The 19,715-nt window shown below is 71.4% G+C and carries 24 protein-coding genes; 1 reads left to right on the top strand and 23 read right to left on the bottom strand.

The annotated features are described in order from the left end of the window. Positions 1-55 precede the first annotated feature (55 nt). The 6 genes from rlmN to rpsB all read right to left on the bottom strand — a co-directional run bounded on the left by rlmN (position 56) and on the right by rpsB (position 5,816). A complete protein-coding gene (rlmN, locus tag ACIPXC_RS18105; protein ID WP_401618786.1) occupies positions 56-1,171 on the bottom strand; it encodes a 23S rRNA (adenine(2503)-C(2))-methyltransferase RlmN in 1,116 nt (371 codons plus the stop codon). Between the two features lie 133 nt (positions 1,172-1,304). Then, positions 1,305-2,381, bottom strand: a complete 1,077-nt coding sequence (locus ACIPXC_RS18100; RefSeq protein ID WP_401618783.1) for a phosphatidate cytidylyltransferase — start codon at positions 2,379-2,381, stop codon at positions 1,305-1,307. Continuing rightward, positions 2,381-2,938, bottom strand: coding sequence for a ribosome recycling factor (gene frr, locus ACIPXC_RS18095; protein WP_030028670.1), 558 nt, complete (start codon positions 2,936-2,938; stop codon positions 2,381-2,383). The genes ACIPXC_RS18100 and frr overlap by 1 nt, the downstream gene beginning before the upstream one ends. 82 nt (positions 2,939-3,020) lie before the next feature. Further along, a complete protein-coding gene (gene pyrH, locus ACIPXC_RS18090; protein WP_037928730.1) occupies positions 3,021-3,800 on the bottom strand; it encodes a UMP kinase in 780 nt (259 codons plus the stop codon). A 162-nt stretch (positions 3,801-3,962) separates the two neighbouring features. Continuing rightward, positions 3,963-4,799 (bottom strand): translation elongation factor Ts, encoded by an 837-nt coding sequence (gene tsf, locus ACIPXC_RS18085; protein WP_401618779.1) that lies wholly within the window; start codon positions 4,797-4,799, stop codon positions 3,963-3,965. Positions 4,800-4,934: 135 nt separating this feature from the next. Beyond that, positions 4,935-5,816, bottom strand: a complete 882-nt coding sequence (gene rpsB / locus ACIPXC_RS18080) for a 30S ribosomal protein S2 (RefSeq protein WP_401618776.1) — start codon at positions 5,814-5,816, stop codon at positions 4,935-4,937. Positions 5,817-6,068: 252 nt separating this feature from the next. Here rpsB and ACIPXC_RS18075 point away from each other — a divergent pair, with 252 nt between their 5' ends. Continuing rightward, a complete protein-coding gene (locus tag ACIPXC_RS18075) occupies positions 6,069-6,653 on the top strand; it encodes a M23 family metallopeptidase (protein WP_401618773.1) in 585 nt (194 codons plus the stop codon). Here ACIPXC_RS18075 and ACIPXC_RS18070 read toward each other — a convergent pair. From ACIPXC_RS18070 to ACIPXC_RS17990, 17 genes are all read right to left on the bottom strand, one after another. Further along, positions 6,607-7,146 carry a TetR/AcrR family transcriptional regulator gene (locus ACIPXC_RS18070; protein WP_401618913.1) on the bottom strand — a complete coding sequence of 180 codons (540 nt, stop codon included), beginning with the start codon at positions 7,144-7,146 and terminating at the stop codon, positions 6,607-6,609. The two genes, ACIPXC_RS18075 and ACIPXC_RS18070, sit on opposite strands and share 47 nt — an antisense overlap. 70 nt (positions 7,147-7,216) lie before the next feature. Then, positions 7,217-8,053 (bottom strand): RNA polymerase sigma factor WhiG, encoded by an 837-nt coding sequence (whiG, locus tag ACIPXC_RS18065; protein ID WP_401618771.1) that lies wholly within the window; start codon positions 8,051-8,053, stop codon positions 7,217-7,219. Between the two features lie 209 nt (positions 8,054-8,262). Then, entirely contained in the window at positions 8,263-9,438 is a 1,176-nt protein-coding gene (dprA, locus tag ACIPXC_RS18060; protein ID WP_401618768.1) for a DNA-processing protein DprA, read from the bottom strand. After that, on the bottom strand, positions 9,435-11,066 hold the full coding sequence (locus ACIPXC_RS18055) for a YifB family Mg chelatase-like AAA ATPase (RefSeq protein WP_401618765.1): 1,632 nt from the start codon (positions 11,064-11,066) through the stop codon (positions 9,435-9,437). Before ACIPXC_RS18055 ends, dprA begins: the two co-directional genes overlap by 4 nt. Then, a complete protein-coding gene (locus ACIPXC_RS18050; protein ID WP_392575334.1) occupies positions 11,066-11,437 on the bottom strand; it encodes a YraN family protein in 372 nt (123 codons plus the stop codon). The genes ACIPXC_RS18055 and ACIPXC_RS18050 overlap by 1 nt, the downstream gene beginning before the upstream one ends. Positions 11,438-11,546: 109 nt before the next feature. Continuing rightward, entirely contained in the window at positions 11,547-11,855 is a 309-nt protein-coding gene (locus tag ACIPXC_RS18045) for a DUF2469 domain-containing protein (protein ID WP_005311352.1), read from the bottom strand. Between the two features lie 55 nt (positions 11,856-11,910). Next, positions 11,911-12,417 (bottom strand): NUDIX hydrolase, encoded by a 507-nt coding sequence (locus ACIPXC_RS18040; RefSeq protein ID WP_401618762.1) that lies wholly within the window; start codon positions 12,415-12,417, stop codon positions 11,911-11,913. Continuing rightward, entirely contained in the window at positions 12,407-13,186 is a 780-nt protein-coding gene (lepB, locus tag ACIPXC_RS18035) for a signal peptidase I (RefSeq protein WP_401618759.1), read from the bottom strand. Before lepB (ACIPXC_RS18035) ends, ACIPXC_RS18040 begins: the two co-directional genes overlap by 11 nt. Positions 13,187-13,227: 41 nt before the next feature. Continuing rightward, a complete protein-coding gene (lepB, locus tag ACIPXC_RS18030; RefSeq protein ID WP_401618756.1) occupies positions 13,228-14,124 on the bottom strand; it encodes a signal peptidase I in 897 nt (298 codons plus the stop codon). A gap of 112 nt (positions 14,125-14,236) precedes the next feature. Beyond that, positions 14,237-14,920, bottom strand: coding sequence for a signal peptidase I (lepB, locus tag ACIPXC_RS18025; protein WP_401618754.1), 684 nt, complete (start codon positions 14,918-14,920; stop codon positions 14,237-14,239). Positions 14,921-15,293: 373 nt separating this feature from the next. Then, complete coding sequence (lepB, locus tag ACIPXC_RS18020; RefSeq protein WP_401618751.1) at positions 15,294-16,037, bottom strand: signal peptidase I; 744 nt, start codon at positions 16,035-16,037, stop codon at positions 15,294-15,296. A 44-nt stretch (positions 16,038-16,081) separates the two neighbouring features. After that, the gene (rplS, locus tag ACIPXC_RS18015; protein ID WP_030031062.1) at positions 16,082-16,432 is read right to left on the bottom strand and encodes a 50S ribosomal protein L19; all 351 of its coding nucleotides are present in this window, start codon (positions 16,430-16,432) and stop codon (positions 16,082-16,084) included. A 134-nt stretch (positions 16,433-16,566) separates the two neighbouring features. Further along, positions 16,567-17,388, bottom strand: a complete 822-nt coding sequence (gene trmD / locus ACIPXC_RS18010; protein ID WP_401618748.1) for a tRNA (guanosine(37)-N1)-methyltransferase TrmD — start codon at positions 17,386-17,388, stop codon at positions 16,567-16,569. Next, positions 17,388-17,954, bottom strand: a complete 567-nt coding sequence (rimM, locus tag ACIPXC_RS18005; protein WP_401618745.1) for a ribosome maturation factor RimM — start codon at positions 17,952-17,954, stop codon at positions 17,388-17,390. The genes trmD and rimM overlap by 1 nt, the downstream gene beginning before the upstream one ends. Positions 17,955-18,037: 83 nt before the next feature. After that, positions 18,038-18,277 carry an RNA-binding protein gene (locus ACIPXC_RS18000; protein WP_030011889.1) on the bottom strand — a complete coding sequence of 80 codons (240 nt, stop codon included), beginning with the start codon at positions 18,275-18,277 and terminating at the stop codon, positions 18,038-18,040. A gap of 2 nt (positions 18,278-18,279) precedes the next feature. Next, positions 18,280-18,717: a 30S ribosomal protein S16 gene (gene rpsP / locus ACIPXC_RS17995; RefSeq protein WP_030031059.1), complete on the bottom strand. Its 438-nt coding sequence runs from the start codon at positions 18,715-18,717 to the stop codon at positions 18,280-18,282. A gap of 303 nt (positions 18,718-19,020) precedes the next feature. Beyond that, positions 19,021-19,617, bottom strand: a complete 597-nt coding sequence (locus ACIPXC_RS17990; protein ID WP_031148710.1) for a hypothetical protein — start codon at positions 19,615-19,617, stop codon at positions 19,021-19,023. Between the last annotated feature and the right edge of the window lie 98 nt (positions 19,618-19,715).

The raw sequence follows: 19,715 nt of genomic DNA, 5'->3' as shown, positions 1-19,715 counted from the left end.
ATTGGTTCGGCCACAGGGTACCCCGTGGCCGAATGGGGCCGGCCGGAAGCGGAGGCTAGCGCTCCGAGGCTGCGAGCTGGCCGCACGCGCCGTCGATCTCCTGACCGCGGGTGTCACGCACGGTCACGGGCACACCGTGGCGGGCGATCGCCTCGACGAAGGCCTTCTCGTCCTCGGGCCGCGAGGCGGTCCACTTCGAGCCGGGCGTCGGGTTCAGCGGGATCAGGTTGACGTGGACGCGCTTGCCCTTGAGCAGCCGGCCCAGGAGGTCGCCGCGCCAGGCCTGGTCGTTGATGTCACGGATCAGGGCGTACTCGATCGAGATCCGCCGGCTGGACTTCTCGGCGTACTCCCAGGCCGCGTCGAGGACCTCGCGGACCTTCCAGCGGGTGTTCACCGGGACCAGGGTGTCGCGCAGCTCGTCGTCCGGCGCGTGCAGCGAGACGGCGAGACGGCACTTGAAGCCCTCGTCGGCGAACCGCAGCATGGCCGGGACCAGGCCGACGGTGGAGACGGTGATGCCGCGCTGGGACAGGCCCAGGCCGTCGGGCTCCGGGTCGGTGAGCCGGCGGATGGCGCCGACGACGCGGTTGTAGTTGGCCAGCGGTTCGCCCATGCCCATGAAGACGATGTTCGACAGCCGGGCGGGGCCGCCGGGGACCTCGCCGTCGCGCAGGGCGCGCATGCCGTCGACGATCTGGTGCACGATCTCGGCGGTGGAGAGGTTGCGGTCCAGGCCCGCCTGGCCGGTGGCGCAGAACGGGCAGTTCATGCCGCAGCCGGCCTGCGAGGAGATGCACATGGTGACCCGGTCGGGGTAGCGCATCAGGACGGACTCGACGAGCGTGCCGTCGTGCAGCTTCCACAGGGTCTTGCGGGTGGTGTCGTCGTCGCAGCTGATGTGCCGGATGACGTTCATCAGGTCCGGGAGGAGCTCCTGCTGGAGCTTGGTCCGGGAGCCCGCCGGGATGTCGGTCCACTCGGCCGGGTCGTGCGCGTAGCGGGCGAAGTAGTGCTGGGAGAGCTGCTTGGCCCGGAAGGGCTTCTCACCGATCGCGGCGACCGCTTCGCGGCGCTCGGCCGGGGTCATGTCCGCGAGGTGCCGGGGCGGCTTCTTGGCCCCGCGGGGAGCGACGAAGGTGAGCTCACCCGGAGCGGGACGGGGGGCCATGCGGTACTCCTCAGTACGACGAGGTGGGGGTCACCCCGCGCGTGCAGGGCCGGTCCGCGGCTGAAGCCGCTGGACGGAAAGGGCGCGCCGCGTACGCGCGGCGCGCCCTCCAGGATAACCCGACCGGGACCGGTCAGCCGGTGCCGACGAAGGCCGCCAGCAGCAGCCACACCACCGGGGCGGTGGGCAGCAGCGAGTCCAGCCGGTCCATGATGCCGCCGTGGCCCGGCAGCAGGGTGCCCATGTCCTTGATGCCCAGGTCCCGCTTGATCATCGACTCGCCCAGGTCGCCCAGGGTGGCGCTGACCGCGACCGCGAGGCCGAGCAGCAGGCCCTGCCACCAGGCTCCGCCGTCGATCAGGAACTCCATGCAGAGCGCGCCGGCGGCCATGGCGAAGGCCACCGCGCCGAAGAGGCCCTCGCGGGTCTTGCCGGGGCTGATGCGCGGCGCGAGCTTGGTCTTCCCGAAGCGCCAGCCCACCGCGTAGGCCCCGGTGTCACTGACCACGGTCAGGAGCAGGAAGGTGATCACACGCTGCGGCCCGTCGTCGGCGGTGAGCAGCATCGCGACGAAGGTGGCCAGGAAGGGCACGTAGAACGCCGCGAAGGCACCCGCCGTGACGTCCTTGAGGTAGTCCTCGGGGGGCTCGGTCATCCGCCACACCAGGACGGCCAGCACGGTCAGTGCCATGGCCACCCAGGCGCCCTCGGCCCCCCGGACGTATCCGGCGACGACCATGGCCGCGCCACCGACCGCGAGCGGGACCAGAGGGGCCTTGATGCCCTTCTTCTCCTGCAGCCGGGAGGTGAGCTCCCACAGGCCGACGACGACCGCCACGACGACGACGCCGACGAAGACCGCCTTGACGATCAGGAGAGAGGCGAAGATCACCGCGCCGAGGCCTACGCCCACCCCTATCGCGGCGCGCAGGTCCCGCCCCGCGCGCTTCTTCTGCGGCGGGGGGGAGGAGTCCTGCGGGTGCTCGGCATGCGGAGGCGGGGGGCTGGGCATGGGCTCCTGCGGCGGCGTATCGGCGCGGAAGGGGGAGCCGCCGTGCGGGGCGGCCCCCCGATCGCGTGCTTCCCGGTCGTCGAAGTCACGGCCGGCGGCATCGGGCACGATGGGCATGGGCCGAGTGTGCGGGCCCACCTGCGCATCGTATGCGGGACCCGCCGGAACCGGCTCCGGCTGCCAGGAAGAGTCGTTCATCAGACTTCGAGGAGCTCGGCTTCCTTGTGCTTGAGGAGCTCGTCCACCTGCGCGACGTACTTCGCGGTGGTGTCGTCGAGCTCCTTCTCCGCGCGACGCACCTCGTCCTCGCCCGCCTCCTTGTCCTTGACGAGCTTGTCGAGGGCGTCCTTGGCCTTGCGGCGGACGGAGCGGATGGAGACCTTGGAGTCCTCGGCCTTGTTCTTGGCGACCTTGATGTACTCCTTGCGGCGCTCCCCGGTCAGCTCGGGGAAGGTCACACGGATGATGCGGCCGTCGTTGCTCGGGTTGACACCGAGGTCGGAGTCGCGGATGGCCTGCTCGATGTTGCGCAGCGCGGACGCGTCGAACGGCGTCACGATGGCCATGCGCGGCTCGGGGACCGCGAAGGAGGCGAGCTGGTTGATGGGCGTGATGGCGCCGTAGTAGTCGGCGACGATCTTGTTGAACATCGCCGGGTGCGCACGGCCGGTGCGGATCGCGGCGAAGTCCTCCTTCGCGACGACGACGGCCTTCTCCATCTTCTCCTCGGCCTCGAGGAGGATTTCTTCGATCACCACGTGCTCCTGCATGTCTTGAATGGATGGTTCAGGCGGGCGGGCGGGCCGGTCCGGGCCGCCCGGACCGGCAGCGAACTGCTCAGGCCCGGGTCTCTTCGTCGCTGACGAGCGTGCCGATCTTCTCACCCTTGACGGCGCGGGCGATATTGCCCTCGGCGAGCAGCTCGAAGACGAGGATCGGCAGCTTGTTGTCACGGCAGAGGGTGATCGCCGTGGCGTCGGCGACCTTGAGGTCGCGCGAGAGCACCTCGCCGTACTCCAGCGCGTCGAACTTCACCGCGTCCGGGTTCTTCTTCGGGTCGGAGTCGTAGACCCCGTCGACACCGTTCTTGCCCATGAGGAGGGCCTCGGCGTCGATCTCCAGGGCACGCTGGGCGGCCGTGGTGTCGGTGGAGAAGTAGGGCATGCCCATGCCGGCGCCGAAGATGACGACGCGGCCCTTCTCCAGGTGGCGCACGGCGCGCAGCGGGATGTACGGCTCCGCGACCTGGCCCATGGTGATGGCCGTCTGCACGCGGGAGTCGATGCCCTCCTTCTCCAGGAAGTCCTGGAGGGCGAGGCAGTTCATGACCGTGCCGAGCATGCCCATGTAGTCGGACCGTGCCCGGTCCATGCCGCGCTGCTGGAGCTCGGCGCCTCGGAAGAAGTTGCCGCCGCCGATCACGACGGCGATCTCCGCGCCGTCGCGGACCACCGCGGCGATCTCTCGCGCGATGGCGTGGACGACGTCGGGGTCGACGCCCAGTCCTCCGCCGCCGGAGAAGGCCTCGCCCGACAGCTTCAGCATGAAGCGGCGGCCCTTCTTGAACTGGTCGCTCTTGTCGTCGGATGCGGTGTGGGGGTCCACGCCCTGATTCATGGAGATCTCCTCGTGCACATACGAAGAAGGCCATTGCCGGTGGGTCCTTGCGGTTCCCTCTACGGCAATGGCCTCCTCGTCAGATCTGCGGTCGCCTCGCGCGAGCGCGGACGACTGCCTCAGACCCTACCGGGGTCCGGTGTCCGTCGCGTACGGACGGACTCAGATGCCGACCTTGATGCGGGTGAAGCGCTTCAGGGTGACACCGGCCTCGTCCAGAACCTTCTGGACGGACTTCTTGTTGTCCAGGGCGTAGGCCTGGCCGAGCAGCGTGGCGTCCTTGAAGAAGCCGTTGACACGACCCTCGACGATCTTCGCGATGGCAGCCTCGGGCTTGCCCTCCGCGCGGGTGACCTCTTCGGCGATGCGGCGCTCGGACTCGACCTTCTCGGCCGGGACGTCCTCGGCGGACAGCCACTGCGGGGCGAACGCGGCGATGTGCTGCGCGACACCGCGGGCGACCTCGGCGTTCTCCTTGTCGAGCTCGACCAGGACGCCGATCTGGAACGGCAGGTCGGGCATCGTGCGGTGCATGTACGCGGTCACGTAGCCGCCGGTGAACTGCGCGAAGCGGTCCAGGACGATCTTCTCGCCGAGGTTGGCGTTGGCCTCGTCGACGAAGGCGGTGACGGTCTGACCGGGCTTGATCTCGGACGCGAGCAGCGCCTCGATGTCGGCCGGGGAGGTGGCGGCGACGTGCGCGGCCAGCTCGTTGGCGACGGCCAGGAACTTGTCGCCCTTGGCGACGAAGTCGGTCTCGCACTTCAGCTCGACGATGACACCGGAGGTGTTGTCGTCGGCGATGAGGGAGACGACGGCACCGTTCTCGGCAGAACGGCCCTCGCGCTTGGCGACGCCCTTCTGGCCCTTGATGCGGAGGGCTTCCTGGGCCTTCTCGACGTCACCGTCGGCGTCCACGAGCGCGTTCTTGCAGTCCAGCATGCCGGCGCCGGTGAGCTCGCGGAGCTTCTTGACGTCAGCGGCGGTGTAGTTCGCCATGAGTCTGTGATTCTCTCTCGAAGTCGTAGATCTACGGGTGAACGGCGGAGGCGCCGCGCCCCAGGCGCGGCTCCCCCGCCGTCATCGTCCGTGCTGCGAGTGCCCGGCGCGTGAACACCGGGCGCTCTCAGTGGGTCAGGCCTGCTCGGCGGCCGGGGCCTCGGCGGCGGGGGCCTCGGCGGCGGGGGCCTCGGCGGCGGGCGCCTCGGTGGCGGCCGGGGCGGCCTCGTCGGCCTTCTTGTCACCCTCGAGCAGGTCGCGCTCCCACTCGGCGAGCGGCTCGGCGGCGGCCTTCTCGCCCGGCTTCGAGTCACCGGTCGCAGCGCCGGAGCGGGCGATGAGGCCCTCGGCGACGGCGTCGGCGATCACGCGGGTGAGCAGGGTGACGGAACGGATCGCGTCGTCGTTGCCCGGGATCTTGTAGTCGACCTCGTCGGGGTCGCAGTTGGTGTCGAGGATCGCGACGACCGGGATGTGGAGCTTGCGCGCCTCACCGACGGCGATGTGCTCCTTCTTGGTGTCGACGATCCAGACGGCGCTGGGAACCTTCGACATCTCGCGGATACCACCGAGGGTCTTCTCCAGCTTGGCCTTCTCGCGGGAGAGGACCAGGAGCTCCTTCTTGGTGAGACCCGAGGCGGCGACGTCCTCGAAGTCGATCGCCTCAAGCTCCTTCAGACGCTGGAGGCGCTTGTAGACGGTGGAGAAGTTGGTGAGCATGCCACCCAGCCAGCGCTGGTTGACGTACGGCATGCCGACGCGCGTCGCCTGCTCGGCGATGGCCTCCTGGGCCTGCTTCTTGGTACCGACGAACATGATGGAGCCACCGTGCGCGACGGTCTCCTTCACGAACTCGTAGGCGCGGTCGATGTACGACAGCGACTGCAGCAGGTCGATGATGTAGATGCCGTTGCGCTCCGTGAAGATGAAGCGCTTCATCTTCGGGTTCCAGCGGCGGGTCTGGTGACCGAAGTGGACGCCGCTTTCCAGCAGCTCCCGCATCGTGACGACGGCCATGGCCATCTCCTTGGTTTCTCGGTTTGGTTCCTGACGCCCCACCGCGCCCTGCCCCCTTGAAGGGGACCGAGAGACGCTGTCACCTGGCCGTTTCGGGCTGGTGCCGGGGCGTGCGAAGTCGACCCGGTGACCCGGATCGCCACAAGAAGTGTACGGGACCCGGCGGTATGCCGGGTGACGCCGTTGTCCACAGCGCCGCATCCGTCCACAGGCCGGCCCGCTGCCGCAGGGGTGCGCGGGACGCTTCGGTGCATGACGACACTGCTGCTCAGCCTGCTGCTGGCGCTGTCCCGGGCGACCCTCCCCGCCCCGCCGGCCCTCCCCGCCCCGCCGACTCTCCCCGCGGTCCGCCCGCTCCCCGCGCCGCTGTCGGTGACGCGCTGGTGGGATCCGCCGCCGACGCCGTACGCGGCCGGCCACCGCGGGGTGGACCTGGCCGCCCCGGTGGGTGCGGAGCTACGGGCGGTCGCCGCCGGCCGGGTCCATCACGCCGGGCAGGTCGCGGGCCGCGGAGTCCTCTCCCTCGCCCTGCCGAACGGCCTGCGCACGACCTACGAACCGGTCCGGCCGCTGGTCGCGGAGGGCGAGGAGGTCTCGGCGGGCCAGGTGGTGGCGGTGCTCACGGAGGGGTCCCACTGCCCGGGGCCCTGCCTGCACTGGGGCCTGCTGTCGGGCGAGGCGTACCTGAACCCGCTGACGCTGCTGGCGCGGCCCACCCCGCGCCTGCTGCCGGATCCCGGCCCGGCCGGAGCCCGCGGCGGGACGGCGGAGGCCGCAGGGGAAGCGGGGCTCAGCCCCGGACACCCCGCAGCGCGATGGCCAGGGCCGTCTCCGTGATGACCTCGGGATCCTCCGCCGCACCGAGCTCGATGCGGCGCACGGCGGCGTCCACGACCCCCTGGAGCAGCATCGCGGCCAGCCTCGGCTGCTCCTGCCCGAGGGCGGCCAGGGCCTCGACGATCATCTCGATCAGCCCGCCGTGCGCGGCGCGGATCTTCTCGCGCGCTCCCGCGTCCAGCTCGCCGGCCGAGATCGCCACGACCGCCCGGTGCCGACGGTCGCCCACCAGGCCCAGCTGGCTGCGCACGTAGGCCTCGACCTTCGCCTCGGGCGAATCGGCCCGCTCCATCGCCCCCTCGATCTCGGCGGCCCACACGGGGAAGTCCACGGCGCACAGCTCTTCGACCACGGCCGCGCGGGAGCGGAAGTACTCGTACACGGAGGACCGGGCGAGTCCGGTCCGCTCCGCCAGGGCGGGGAAGGTCAGCGCTTCCGTCCCGCCTTCGGACAGCAGGGAGCGTGCGGCGTCCAACAGGGCGCCGCGCTGCATCGACCGGTGCTCGGCCACGGAGGCCGCTCGAATCCTGGGCACACGTCCACTCTACGGAGGGACCGCAAGCTCACCGCCCGACATCTGCCAATTTTGCGCGCAGTTGCAGCACGGACTTGGTGTGGATCTGGCTGACCCGGCTCTCGGTGACGCCCAGCACGTTGCCGATCTCGGCCAGGGTGAGGCCCTCGTAGTAGTAGAGGGTGACCACGGTCTTCTCCCGCTCGGGCAGCGTGTTGATGGCCCGCGCCAGCAGCCGCCGCAGTTCGCGGTCCTCCGCCACCTCCACCGGGTCGTCGGCGGCGGTGTCCTCCAGCGTGTCCATCAGCGAGAGGCGGTCGCCGCCATCCCCGCCGACGTGCAGCAGCTCCTCCAGGGCGACCACGTTCGCGAGTGACAACTGGCTGAAGACGGTGTGGAGGTCCTCCACACCGATCCCCATCTCCCCGGCGACCTCGGTCTCCGTCGGGGTGCGCCGCAGCTGGGCCTCCAGCGTGGCGTAGGCCCGCTCCACGGCCCGCGCCTTCTGCCGGACCGAGCGGGGGATCCAGTCCAGCGCCCGCAGTTCGTCGATCATCGCGCCGCGGATCCTGGTGATCGCGTAGGTCTCGAACTTGATCGACCGGTCGATGTCGAACTTCTCGATCGCGTCGATGAGCCCGAAAACCCCGGAGGAGACGAAGTCGGCCTGCTCCACGTTGGGCGGCAGGCCCACGCTGACGCGGCCGGCCACGTACTTCACCAGGGGTGAGTAGTGCAGGATCAGCTGCTCCCGCAGCCGTTCGTCACCCGAGTCCTTGTACGAGCGCCACAGCACCTCCAGGGACGAGGGCGCGGTGGACCGCACGCTGCCGCGGGCAGCGGGGGGCACCGCAGCGCGGTCGGACCCTGAGGTGTGCTGGGGCATGCGTCGCCTTTGCCGGAGCCGGATTCCTTGGGAGCGTAGCGTGACGGAAGTGTCGCGGTGCGCGAAGAGTACGGGATGGCGCGGGGGCCGAGGGGCGCCCCGGCTCGCGCGGGCGACCCGGGACCGGCGCCTGGCGCACGGTCCCGGCGACTGCCACCGGGAGGACCGCGTCTCTCATCGGTTTCACTCTTTCACCGGAAGTCCCCAGGTCAATGACCGCCTCGCCGGGCGGAGCGGGTTTGCCTGCCGTCTCCAGCCGTATCTCCGCCCAACTGCCAGCCGTCGCCCTGCCGTTCGACGAACCCCAGAGAGTGAAGTTCGTACAGTCTGCCGATGACTTCATCGGTGCCGGTGCCCGCGACGAGTGCCACCTCGGCCGCGGTGGCCGGGCGGCCGGCCGGGAGGGCTTCGAGCACGCGGCCGGTCTCCGGGTCCAGGAGGTCGCGGGCGAGCACCGGGCCACGCCGCTCGGGCGCCAGCTCCCCGATGGAGCCGACGAGTTCGACCACCTCCGCGGCATCGGTGACCAGCACCGCCTCGCCCCTCAGCAGTTCGTGCACGCCGGCCGAGAGCCCGCTGGTGGCGGGCCCCGGGACGCCCATCGTGAACCGCCCGAGCCGCTGGGCCCGCCGGGCGGTCACCAGGGAACCGCTGCGGTGGGCGGCCTCCACCACGACGGTGCCGCGGGTGAGGGCCGCGATGACCCGGTTGCGCAGGACGAACCGGCTGCGCGTGGGATGGCTGCCGGGCGGCAACTCCCCGAGGACCAGTCCCTGACCGGCGATCCGGCCGAGCAGTCCGGCGTGTCCCCGGGGATAGGCGACGTCCACCCCGCAGGCGAGCACCGCCGCGGTCGCGCCGCCGGGGGCGAGGGCCCCGCGGTGCGCGGCGCCGTCGATGCCGAAGGCGGCGCCGGAGACCACGACCCAGCCCCGCTCGGCGAGCCCGGCGGCCAGGGTCTGCGCCATGTGCGCGCCGTACGGGGTGCAGGCCCGGGCCCCGACCACGGCGACCGAACGCAGCGCCCAGGTGCGCAGGTTCGGCCGCCCCCGCAGCCACAGCCCGACGGGCCGTTCGTCGCCGAGGTCGTCCAGTTGCGTCGGCCACTCCGGCGAACCGGGGTGCACGAACCGGCCTCCCGCGGCGGCCGCGAGCTCCAGGTCCCGCCGGGGGTCGGCCAGCTCCGCCCGTCTGCGGTAGGCGGCGAGCCGCTCGGGCCCCACCCCGGGCGACGGCAGCCATGGCGCCTCCGGGTCGGCCAGCAGCCTCAGCAGCCCTGTGGCGCCGTGCTCCCGGAGCCAGCGCCCGCCGTGCACGTCCCCCGGCTCCAGCACCCGGGTCAGCGCCGCCCGCGCCAGCAGCTCCTCCTCCCCCGTACCGGTCATGCCCCGGCCCCCGTCATCGAGACGGCCCCACGGGCGATACCCGTCCGCAGCTCCAACGCCACGGCCACGTCCAGCGCCTCGGGCCGGTCCCGCCCCCGCAGGTCGGCGACGGTCCAGGCGACCCGCAGGACCCGGTCCAGGCCGCGCGCCGTCAGCAGTCCCCGCTCCAGTTCTCGCTCGGCCTGCGCCAGAGCGCCCGGGGCCGCCTGCCAACGGGTCCTCAACTCCTGGCCCGGGAGCTCCGAGTTGAGCCGCCACGGGGTGCCCGCGAACCGGCTCGCGGCCCGCTCCCGGGCCGCGCACACCCGGTCGGCGACCACCGCGGTGGTCTCCCCCCGGCCGCCCTGCCCCAGCAAGTCCCCGCGGGACACGGGCTCGACCTCCACCCTCAGGTCCACCCGGTCGAGCAACGGCCCCGACAGCCGGGCCTGGTAACGCCGGATCACCGAGGGCGGGCATTCGCATCCCGACCCGTGCAGGGTGTGGCGCCCGCAGGGGCAGGGATTCGCCGCGAGCACCATCAGGAACCTGGCGGGCAGCCGCACCACTCCGGCGGCGCGGGCGATCACCACGTGCCCCGATTCGAGGGGCTGGCGCAGCGCGTCCAGCGCCCGGCTGTGGAACTCGGCGGCCTCGTCCAGGAAGAGAATGCCCCGATGGGCCAGGGAGACCGCTCCGGGCCGGGGCACCCCTGTTCCGCCGCCCACCAGGGACTGCATGGTCGCCGAGTGGTGCGGGGCGCAGTACGGGGGCCGGGAGACCAGCGGTTCGCCGGGCGGCAGGATTCCCGCGACCGAGTGGACGGCGGTGACCTCCACGGAGTCCTGCCGGGTGAGCGGCGGCAGGATCCAGGGCAGCCGCTCGGCCAGCATCGTCTTGCCCGCGCCCGGCGGTCCGCTCAGGAACAGGTGGTGTCCGCCGGCGGCCGCCACTTCGAGGGCGCGGCGCGCCGTGTGCTGCCCCGTCACATCGGCGAGGTCCGGGAAGTCGGCGCAGTCCCCGCCGGGACGTGCCGGGGCGAGACCGCTGCCCAGGCCCGCTCCGGGCACGAGCAGTCCGGCCAGTATCGGGTCCGGGCGGCCCGGCGGGTCCGGCGGTTCCTCCTCCGGCACCGCCCCGTCGGTCAGGACGGCGATCAACTGGCGCAGGCTGCGTACGCCGAGCACCGAGACGTCCGGCACGAGCGCGGCCTCGGCGGCGCACTGCTGCGGCACGACCACCTGACGGTGGCCGGCCTCCGCCGCGGCGAGGACGGCCGGCAGGATCCCCCGGACCGGACGCACCCGCCCGTCCAGCCCCAGCTCGCCGATCAGCACGAGATCGGCGATGACCGCCGGATCGACCACCTCGGCGGCACCGAGCACCGCGATCGCGACGGCCAGATCGAAGCCGGCGCCGGCCTTCGGCACGGACGCCGGACTCAGCCCGACCGTGAGCTTCTTCTGCGGCCAGGCCGCTCCGGAGTTCACCACGGCCGCGCGCACCCGGTCCCGGCTCTCGACGAGGGTCTTGTCCGGCAGCCCCACCAGCGTGAAGGCCGCGACCCCGGGCTCCAGGTCGGCCTGGACCTCGACCACCACGCCTTCGACGCCGACCAGGGCCACGGAGCAGGCTCGCGCGAACCCCATCAGGCCACCCCCCTGACGTGTTCCACCAGCGGCGCGCCGCGCCGCGGCAGCAGGACGCCGACGAGGTCGATGCGGACCCCGCCCGGCGGCGGTCCGCCGTGGTCGGCGAGCCAGCGCCCGGCGAGCCGCCGCAGCCGGTCCGCCTTCGCGGCCCGCACCGCCGCCATCGGATGCTCGAAGTCACCCGCGCGCCGTGTCTTGACCTCGCACACGACGAGGGCGTCCCCGTCGCGCGCGACGATGTCGATCTCCCCGGCGCGGCACCGCCAGTTCCGCGCGATGACGGTCATCCCGGCCTCGGTCAGCCGTCGTGCCGCGAGCTCCTCGCCGTACCGCCCCAATGCCTGCCGTGCCACGCTCTTCGCGTCCATCCGGCACCACCTCCGGCACCGACGGTCCCGCGTCCCCGCCCACCGTGTGGATCTTGGTGGACAACCCGGCCGCTGTGGACAGACCCGTCACCCTCCCGGGTGAGGCGGCTCAGCTCCCGGGCAGTTCGAGGTCGCTCTTGTTGAGCTCCTCGATGTTCACGTCCTTGAAGGTCAGCACCCGTACCTGCTTCACGAAGCGGGCCGGCCGGTACATGTCCCAGACCCAGGCGTCGGCCATGGAGACCTCGAAGAACACCTCGCCCTGGACCGAGTGCACCTGCATCTCGTAGTCGTTGGTGAGGTAGAAACGACGTTCGGTCTCGATCACGTACTTGAACAGCCCGACGACGTCGCGGTACTCCCGATAGAGCTTCAGCTCCATCTCGGTCTCGTACTTTTCGAGGTCCTCGGCACTCATGGCATGTTCCCCTTCAGCCGTGCGTCCCCCTATTGTGCGCCAGCGCCGTGCGCCCCTAGACGATTTCCGGGGCCAGGACCACCGGCGCACCCGGAGGACCGTCGTCGAGCAGCGTGCGGAGCAGCTCGGCGAGTCTGGTCGGGTACACCGTCTCACGTGCCGTGAGAAGTTCCTCGGAGGTCCACCACCTGGCTCCGGTGACGCTGCGCCGTTCCAGCTCGGTCAGACCGCCCATCCAGGTCGTGGTCCGGCTGGTCCGGGCCAGGAAGTACCACTCGTCCTGCTCCCAGCGCCGGCCGTCGAAGGGGAAGGAGCAGAAGCGGTGCCAGAGCACGGGGCCCAGCTCCACCTCGGTGATCCCGGTCTCCTCCGCCAGCTCGCGCAGTGCGGCCTGCTCGCGGGTCTCCGCCCCCTCCAGCCCGCCGCCGGGGGTGAACCACCAGTCGTCCGAGGGGTCGGCCGGTTCGAAGCCGTGCAGGAGCAGGATCCGGTCCGCCGGGTCCAGCAGGATGACCCGGGACACCTGCCGCGGGCCGTGCCCGCCCGCCGGTTCAGGAGACACCGGCCCGCTCCCGTCGCCCGCGGCCCAGGATCCGTACGAGGGGCCCGTACGCGGACCCCAGCACCACCAGGGCGGCTCCGGCGACCACGGCCGCCATCTGGAGCCGCAGCGGCCCGTGCCCCGAGATCCCGCCGGGCAGGGCCGCGTACGTCCCCGGCCGCTCCAGCATCGTCACGGACGGCCGGACCAGCGCGTCGACGCGGGCGCTGACGGCCGACCGGGGCACGGTGCCCTGCCCGGCCTCCTGGAGGTGGGCCCGTGAGTCCAGCGAGGCGGCACGGCGGTCGCCCAGCAGGAAGAGGTTCTCCTCGGGGACCGTCACCTCGAAGGGGGTCCCGGGGGGCGGGGCCTGCCCGGGCGGCATGGCCAGGCCCGAGTCCGGCCGACTGGTGTCGGCGTAGGGCTCGTCCAGCGGTGTGCCGTTCACGGTCAGCTCGCCGCCCGCTCCACAGCACCTGACGGTGTCGCCGCCGACGCCGACGACCCGCTTGACCATGGGCGAATCGCTCCACATGGAATCAGTAAAGATGACGACGTCCCCACGGCGCACCTCACCGCCGTCGATGCGCTGGGCGAGTACCCGGTCGCCGGGCCGCACCGTCGGCATCATCGAGTCGGTCGGGACCGTGTAGGGCCGGTAGACGAACGCCCCCCACACGAAGCCGCCGAGGAAGAGCGCAAAGCCGATGGCCACGACGATCCCCGACAACACGTTGCCGAGACCGCCGCGGCCATCCTTGCCACTGCGTATCGCTTCAGTTCCGCCCATTCCAGCGCCCCCACATCGGGATCGTCGACCTGGGCGGCACCCTACCCGTCGGTACGGCCGCTGGTCAGCCTCCGGCGGCGCCACATCACGAGCGGGACCGCTCCGGTGAGCCCCAGCGCGGCCGGCCCGAGCCCGACCGGCGCCAGTCCGGCGGCCCCGAGACCGAGCGCGGTTGCCGCGGCCTGGTTGCCGATGCCCGGCTGGTCGTAGGTGTCCGGGACCGGCAGGGTGGACCAGCGGGTGACCGGCCACGCGATCACGACGGCCCGCCCGACGACCTTGTCGACCGGCACGAAGCCCCCGGTGGAGTCCTGCATGTGGTAGCGGGAGTCCTGGGAGTTCTGCCGGTGGTCGCCCATCACCCAGATCTTGCCCTGGGGCACCTTGAGCGGGCCGAACGGGGCGTCGTCGCACGGGGTGTTGCCCGGGTAGATGTACGGCTCGTCGAGCGGCTTGCCGTTGACGACGACCGGTCCGCCCTTCTTGCACTCGACCGTGTCACCGCCGATGGCGATGGTCCGCTTGATCAGGTCCTTCTCGGAGGCGTCCGGCATCAGGCCGATTTTGCTGAGGATCTGCTGCGCGAGGTTCGGCTCCGGCGTGGGCTCGCCCGAGAGCCAGTCCGCCGGGTCGTGGAAGACCACGACCTCGCCGCGCTCCGGCTCGGAGCCGAACCACGGGGTGAGCTTGTCGACCAGCACCCGGTCCCCGCGCTGCAGGGTGTCCTGCATCGAGTTGGAGGGGATCGAGAACGCCTGGACCAGGAAGGTCTTGATCAGCAGGGCCAGCAGCAGGGCGATGCCGATGAGGAGCGGCAACTCCTTCCAGAAGGAACGGTGCGGCTTCTCCAGAGCGCCGTCCTCCTCGGCCTTTCGCGCGACGGCGTCGTCCGGCCGCTCCTCGCCCTCGTCGCGTCCGGACCGTGCGCCTACCGCCACGTCCCCCACATCCACTCCTCACTCACGATCACCGCCCGCGCCGGACCGGACACGGGCCCTCCCCTCCCTTAACGAGCGGGAGTTCCCTAAGGCTCGGGAGACCGAGGACACACTATGCGAACGGTGTGCCCGTCCGGCGTCGTCTCCGGCCGCGTCCTTCGCGGCGTGCCTGATCGGGCACCATGCGGAAGGTCGCGGGCTGCTCCAGACGGGTCCAGTGCCCGAACGGCCAAGCGATCACCACGGCCTCCCCCACGACGCCTTTTTCGTCGATCGTGCCCTCGAAGGCCTCGTCGAGGTGGAAGCGGGAATCGGCCGAATTCGCTCGGTGGTCACCCATCACGAAGAGCCTCCCGGCCGGCACCTCCACCTCGAAAGGGATGTCGGAGGGGGTGTTGCCCGGGTTGACGTACGGCTCGTCGAGCGGCGAGCCGTTGACGGTGACCCGGCCCCGGGCGTCGCAGCACTTGACGGTGTCCCCGCCGACGCCGATGACGCGCTTGATCAGGTCCTGTTCGTCGGCCGAGGGCAGCAGACCGATGAAGGTCAGGGCCTGCTTGATCTGCTTGACCACGATCGGGTCCTTGGGGGGCCGGGCCGCCTCGCCCTTGAGCCAGCCGCCGGGGTCCTTGAACACGACGATGTCGCCGCGCTCGATCGTGGAGCCGAACCACGGGGTCAGCTTGTCCACGAGGACCCGGTCGCCGATCCGGATGGTCTGCTCCATCGAGCCCGACGGAATGAAGAAGGCCTGCACCAGGAAGGTCTTGAGGAGCAGGGCTATGCACAGCGCCACCACCACGAGCAGGGGCAGCTCTCCGGCCCGGCGCGTACGGCGGCGCCGCCGGAGCTTCCGGGCGAGCCGGCGCCGATGGGCCCGGCCCCCCTCCGCCGCGGCCGGTTCGGGCTCCCGCCGGCCCCGGGCCCTGCCGCGCAGGTCCGGTTCGGGTTCGGGCTCCCACCGGTCCTGCGGCGTACCCCGGAAGTCCCGTTCCGACTCGGGCTCCCACCGGTCCTGCGGCGTACCCCGGAAATCCGGTTCGGGCTCGGGCTCCCACCGGTCCCGCGGCGTACCCCCGAAATCCGGTTCCGGCTCGCGTTCCCGTCTGGCCCTCGATCGTCCGCTCGGCTCCGGTTCCCGCTCCCGTCGGCCCCTCGGCCGTCCGCGGCTACCCATGGCCGCCGCCGACGGCACCCCAGCGCGAAACCGGCCAGCCGATCCAGTCGGCCCGCCCGATCACCTTCTCCACCGGAACCATCCCCCCGCCCGGTTCTCCGAGGTGGTCCCGTGAGTCCCGGGACTGGGAACGATGATCGCCCATCACCCACAGGGTCCCCAGCGGCACGACGATGCGGAAGGGCACCGTCGAGGGCGCGTCCCCGGGGTGCAGGTACGGCTCGTCCAGCGGAACGCCGTTGACCGAGACCCGGCCGCCCGCGTCGCAGCAGACCACGTCGTCACCACCCACGCCCACCACCCGTTTCACGAAGTCGGTGTCGGAGGGCTCCGCGAGCCCCAGCGCCGAGGCGGCGCCGCGCACCAGGGCGCCGACCGGGCTGCCGTCCGGCCGCTCCCGCACGAAGGAACCCGTGCCGTCGAAGACCACGACGTCCCCGCGGCCCGGCTGATCGCCGAAACGGTACGCCAGTTTGTTGACCAGTACCCGGTCCCCGACCCGGAGCGTGGGCTCCATGGAACGGCTCGGGATCAGGAAGGGCTGTACGACGAAATTGCTGAGCAGCAGCAGGAAAACCGCGCAGATCACGCCGAGCGCTCCGGCCCGGCGCCAGGTCGGCTGCCTCCGTCCGGGCCCGGCCCCGTCGGTCGTCCGGGAGAACGCAGAACGCGGCCACCCCTCCCCCTCTCGGGGGGAAGAGTGACCGCGCTGCGTGTGAGGTGCTTCGGTGTCCATCGGGGGCGAGCCTATCCGGCCGTCCCCGGACACCGGTGGCGACCTTACTTGTCGCGCTTCTCCTTGATCTTCGCGGCCTTGCCGCGGAGCTCACGGAGGTAGTACAGCTTCGCACGGCGGACGTCACCGCGGGTGACGAGCTCGATCTTCTCGAAGATCGGGGAGTGGACCGGGAAGGTACGCTCCACGCCGACGCTGAAGGAGACCTTGCGAACGGTGAAGGTCTCGGAGACACCGGAGCCCTGGCGGCGGATGACGACACCCTTGAACTGCTGGATACGGGAGCGGTTGCCCTCGATCACGCGGACGTGCACGTTGATCGTGTCACCCGGGCGGAAGGCCGGGACGTCCGAGCGGAGCGCGGCGGCGTTGACGCCATCGAGCAGGTGAGACATGTTCTTCGTCTGCTTTCTTCGCATGACGCCACAGGTCGCCAGTGCGGGTTTCCGTAGAGAATTCGGGAGCCGTGCCACTCGGCGGCCGACGGTCCCCCTGTGGCAGGGGCGTCCGGCGAGCACACAGCAGCCGCCTATTCTTCCACGGCCTGCGGCCTGCGCCAAAATCGGCCGTCCGGCGACGGCTGCCAGCCCAGGATGGAGAGGATCTCGCGGTCCTTCTTGTCGAAGCCGGAGGCCTCACAGCGCTCGATCAGGTCGGGGCGGTTGCTCGCGGTCCTGCGGAAGGCCTCGTCCCGGCGCCAGCGGGCGATCCTGCCGTGGTGGCCGCTGAGCAGGACGTCGGGGATGTCCCGGCCACGCCACACGGGCGGCTTGGTGTAGACGGGCCCCTCCAGCAGGTTCGCCATCTCGCCGGGGGCGAAGGAGTCGTCCCGGTGGGACTCGGCGTTGCCGAGCACTCCGGGCAGCAGCCGCGCCACGGCCTCGGTGACGACCAGAACGGCCGCCTCGCCGCCGGCCAGGACATAGTCACCGATGGAGACCTCGTACACCGGCATCCGCGTGGCGTACTCGTCCATGACCCGGCGGTCGATGCCCTCGTAGCGGGCGGGCGTGAAGATCAGCCACGGCCGCTCGGAGAGCTCCACGGCGAGTTCCTGGGTGAACGGACGGCCGCTGGGCGTGGGCACCACCATGACCGGGCCGTGCGCGCCCGCCTCGTAACCGTCGGCGAGCGTCTCGTCCAGCGCCTCGCCCCACGGTCCGGTCTTCATGACCATGCCGGGGCCGCCGCCGTACGGGGTGTCGTCGACCGTGTTGTGCCGGTCGTGGGTCCAGTTCCGCAGGTCGTGGACGTGCACGTCGAGCTGACCGCGGGCGCGGGCCTTGCCGACGAGGGAGACGTTCAGCGGTTCCAGGTACTCGGGGAAGATCGTGACGACGTCGAGCCGCATCAGGCGTCGTCCTCGGAGCTCGCGGCCTCGGCGTCACGGGCGGAGGCGATCTCGGCGCGGTCGTCGATCAGCCCGGGCGGCGGGGTGATGACGCAGCGCTGCTCCTCCAGGTCGATCTCGGCGACGATCTCCTCGACGAAGGGGATCATCACCTCGGTGCCGTCGGGGCGCTCGACGATGAACAGGTCCTGCGAGGGCAGGTGCGAGATCTCGGTGATCCGGCCGATCTCGGTGCCGTCTTCGAGCACCACGTCCAGGTCCATCAGCTGGTGGTCGTAGTACTCGTCCTCCTCCTCGGGCAGCTCCGCCGGGTCCACGTCGGCGATGAGGAGGGTGTTGCGGAGCGACTCCGCGGCCGTGCGGTCCTTGACGCCCGCGAAGCGCAGCATCAGCCGGCCGCTGTGCACCCGGCCCGTCTCGATGGTCAGCGGGCCCGCCGAAGCCGGTTCGGTGCGCAGCACGGCACCGGGGCTGAGCCGCAGTTCCGGCTCGTCCGTGCGCACCTCGACGGTGACCTCACCCTTGATGCCGTGGGCGCGGCCGATCCGCGCGACTACCAGCTCCACTGTCTGTGCCTCTCCTGTTCAGACGACGACGGGCCGGGGCGGGCACGTGTGCCCTCCCCGGCCCGTGCCGGTGATTCAACTGCTCAGCGGACCTGGTCCACGTCGACGAGGTCGACGCGGATCCCCCGGCCGCCGATGGCGCCCACGACGGTACGCAGGGCACGTGCGGTGCGGCCGTTGCGGCCGATCACCTTGCCGAGGTCGTCGGGGTGGACCCGGACCTCGAGCACCTGCCCGCGGCGCAGGTTGCGCGAGGCGACCTGCACTTCGTCGGGGTTGTCCACAATGCCCTTTACGAGGTGCTCAAGAGCCTCCTCGAGCATGCTCAGGCCTCGGTCGACTCGGCGGCGGCCTCGGCCTCGTCCGCCTTCTTGTCGGCCTTCTTCTTCTGCGTGATGGCCTCGCCCTTGCCCTCGCCGATGCCCTCAAGGGCCTTGGCGAACTCGTCGAAGGAGCGACGCTTGTCTTCCTTCGTGGCCGGCTGCAGCAGCGGCGCGGGGGCCGGGAGGCCCTTGTGCGCCTGCCAGTCACCGGTGAGCTTCAGGATGGCGAGAACGGCCTCGGTCGGCTGGGCGCCGACGGAGAGCCAGTACTGGGCGCGCTCGCCGTTGACCTCGATGCGCGACGGGTTGTAGGTCGGCTGGTAGATGCCGATCTCCTCGATCGCGCGGCCGTCCCGGCGGGTGCGGGCGTCGGCGACGACGATGCGGTAGTGGGGAGAGCGGATCTTACCGAGGCGCTTGAGCTTGATCTTGACTGCCACTGGAGTGGTGTCTCCTGAACTTGACGTGGTAGGGCACATGAGATGCCACGTGGGGTTGCGGTACTCGGGTGCCCGATGGACGCGTCAGCCGGAGGAGAGAGGGGTCCTGTGCGACTGTCGAGTACAGCTAGCCATTGTGCCATACGCCTGCGGCGCGTTCGGCCGGGTGGGCAGGACGGACTGCCGCCGGCGGCCCGCTCACGTCTGGCACGCGTGCGCCGGCGGCGGCCGCCCCGGTGGGGGCGTGGGCCCGGCGGCCTCCGCGCCGCGGGACGGTGGTCCCGTCGGCGGGCGGGAGGGCGGTCAGGAGGCCGCCGCGATGGCGACTTCGGGGATGCGGAAGGGCTTCATGCAGCCGCCGCACACGATCGGGGCCTGGGCGAGCACGGAGGGGACGACCCGTACGTTGCGCCCGCAGTCGCAGACCGCCTTGACGCGCACGCCGCCGCCCGAGGAACCGTGCCGCGCGGCGGGCCCCCGGAAGCTGCGCTTGGTGTCGGCGGCGGTGGCGGCCGTGTGCGCCTTGAGCGCGCGCTGCAGCCGCTCCATGGTGGGCCGGTAGCGCCGCTTCGCCTCCGGATTGAGCGTGACCAGCGAGAAGCCGCTGCTCGCGTGCGGCTCGTCGGAGTGGTCCAGCCCCATCTCCTCGGCGATCGCGAGGAATCTTCGGTTGTGGTAGCGGCCTGCGCGGGAGGTGTCGCGGACACCGCGGGCGGCCGCGATGCCGTGGACTGCCTCGTGCAGCAGTCGCTCGAAGGAGAGCTCGGCGCCACAGGCGGACGAGGACTCTCCGATCAGGGACTCGGGCGCGGCAAGGTCAGGCAGCTCGGGGTGGTACCGCTGAATGTCGGCCCACGCCTGCGCCAGCTCTGCGGCGAGAACAGGTGGTGTCGTGCTCACGTCGTGACAACGAGCCGAGGTGCCCGGGTGTTCCGATTCCGGGCCATTCCAAATTTTTTGCACGTACCAGTCAGTTCAGTCTGATGCGTCCCGACGAG

This window comes from Streptomyces sp. NPDC090021 (assembly GCF_044748225.1).
In the GTDB taxonomy this organism is placed as follows: domain Bacteria; phylum Actinomycetota; class Actinomycetes; order Streptomycetales; family Streptomycetaceae; genus Streptomyces.
This window is presented reverse-complemented; position numbering and strand designations above follow the sequence as displayed.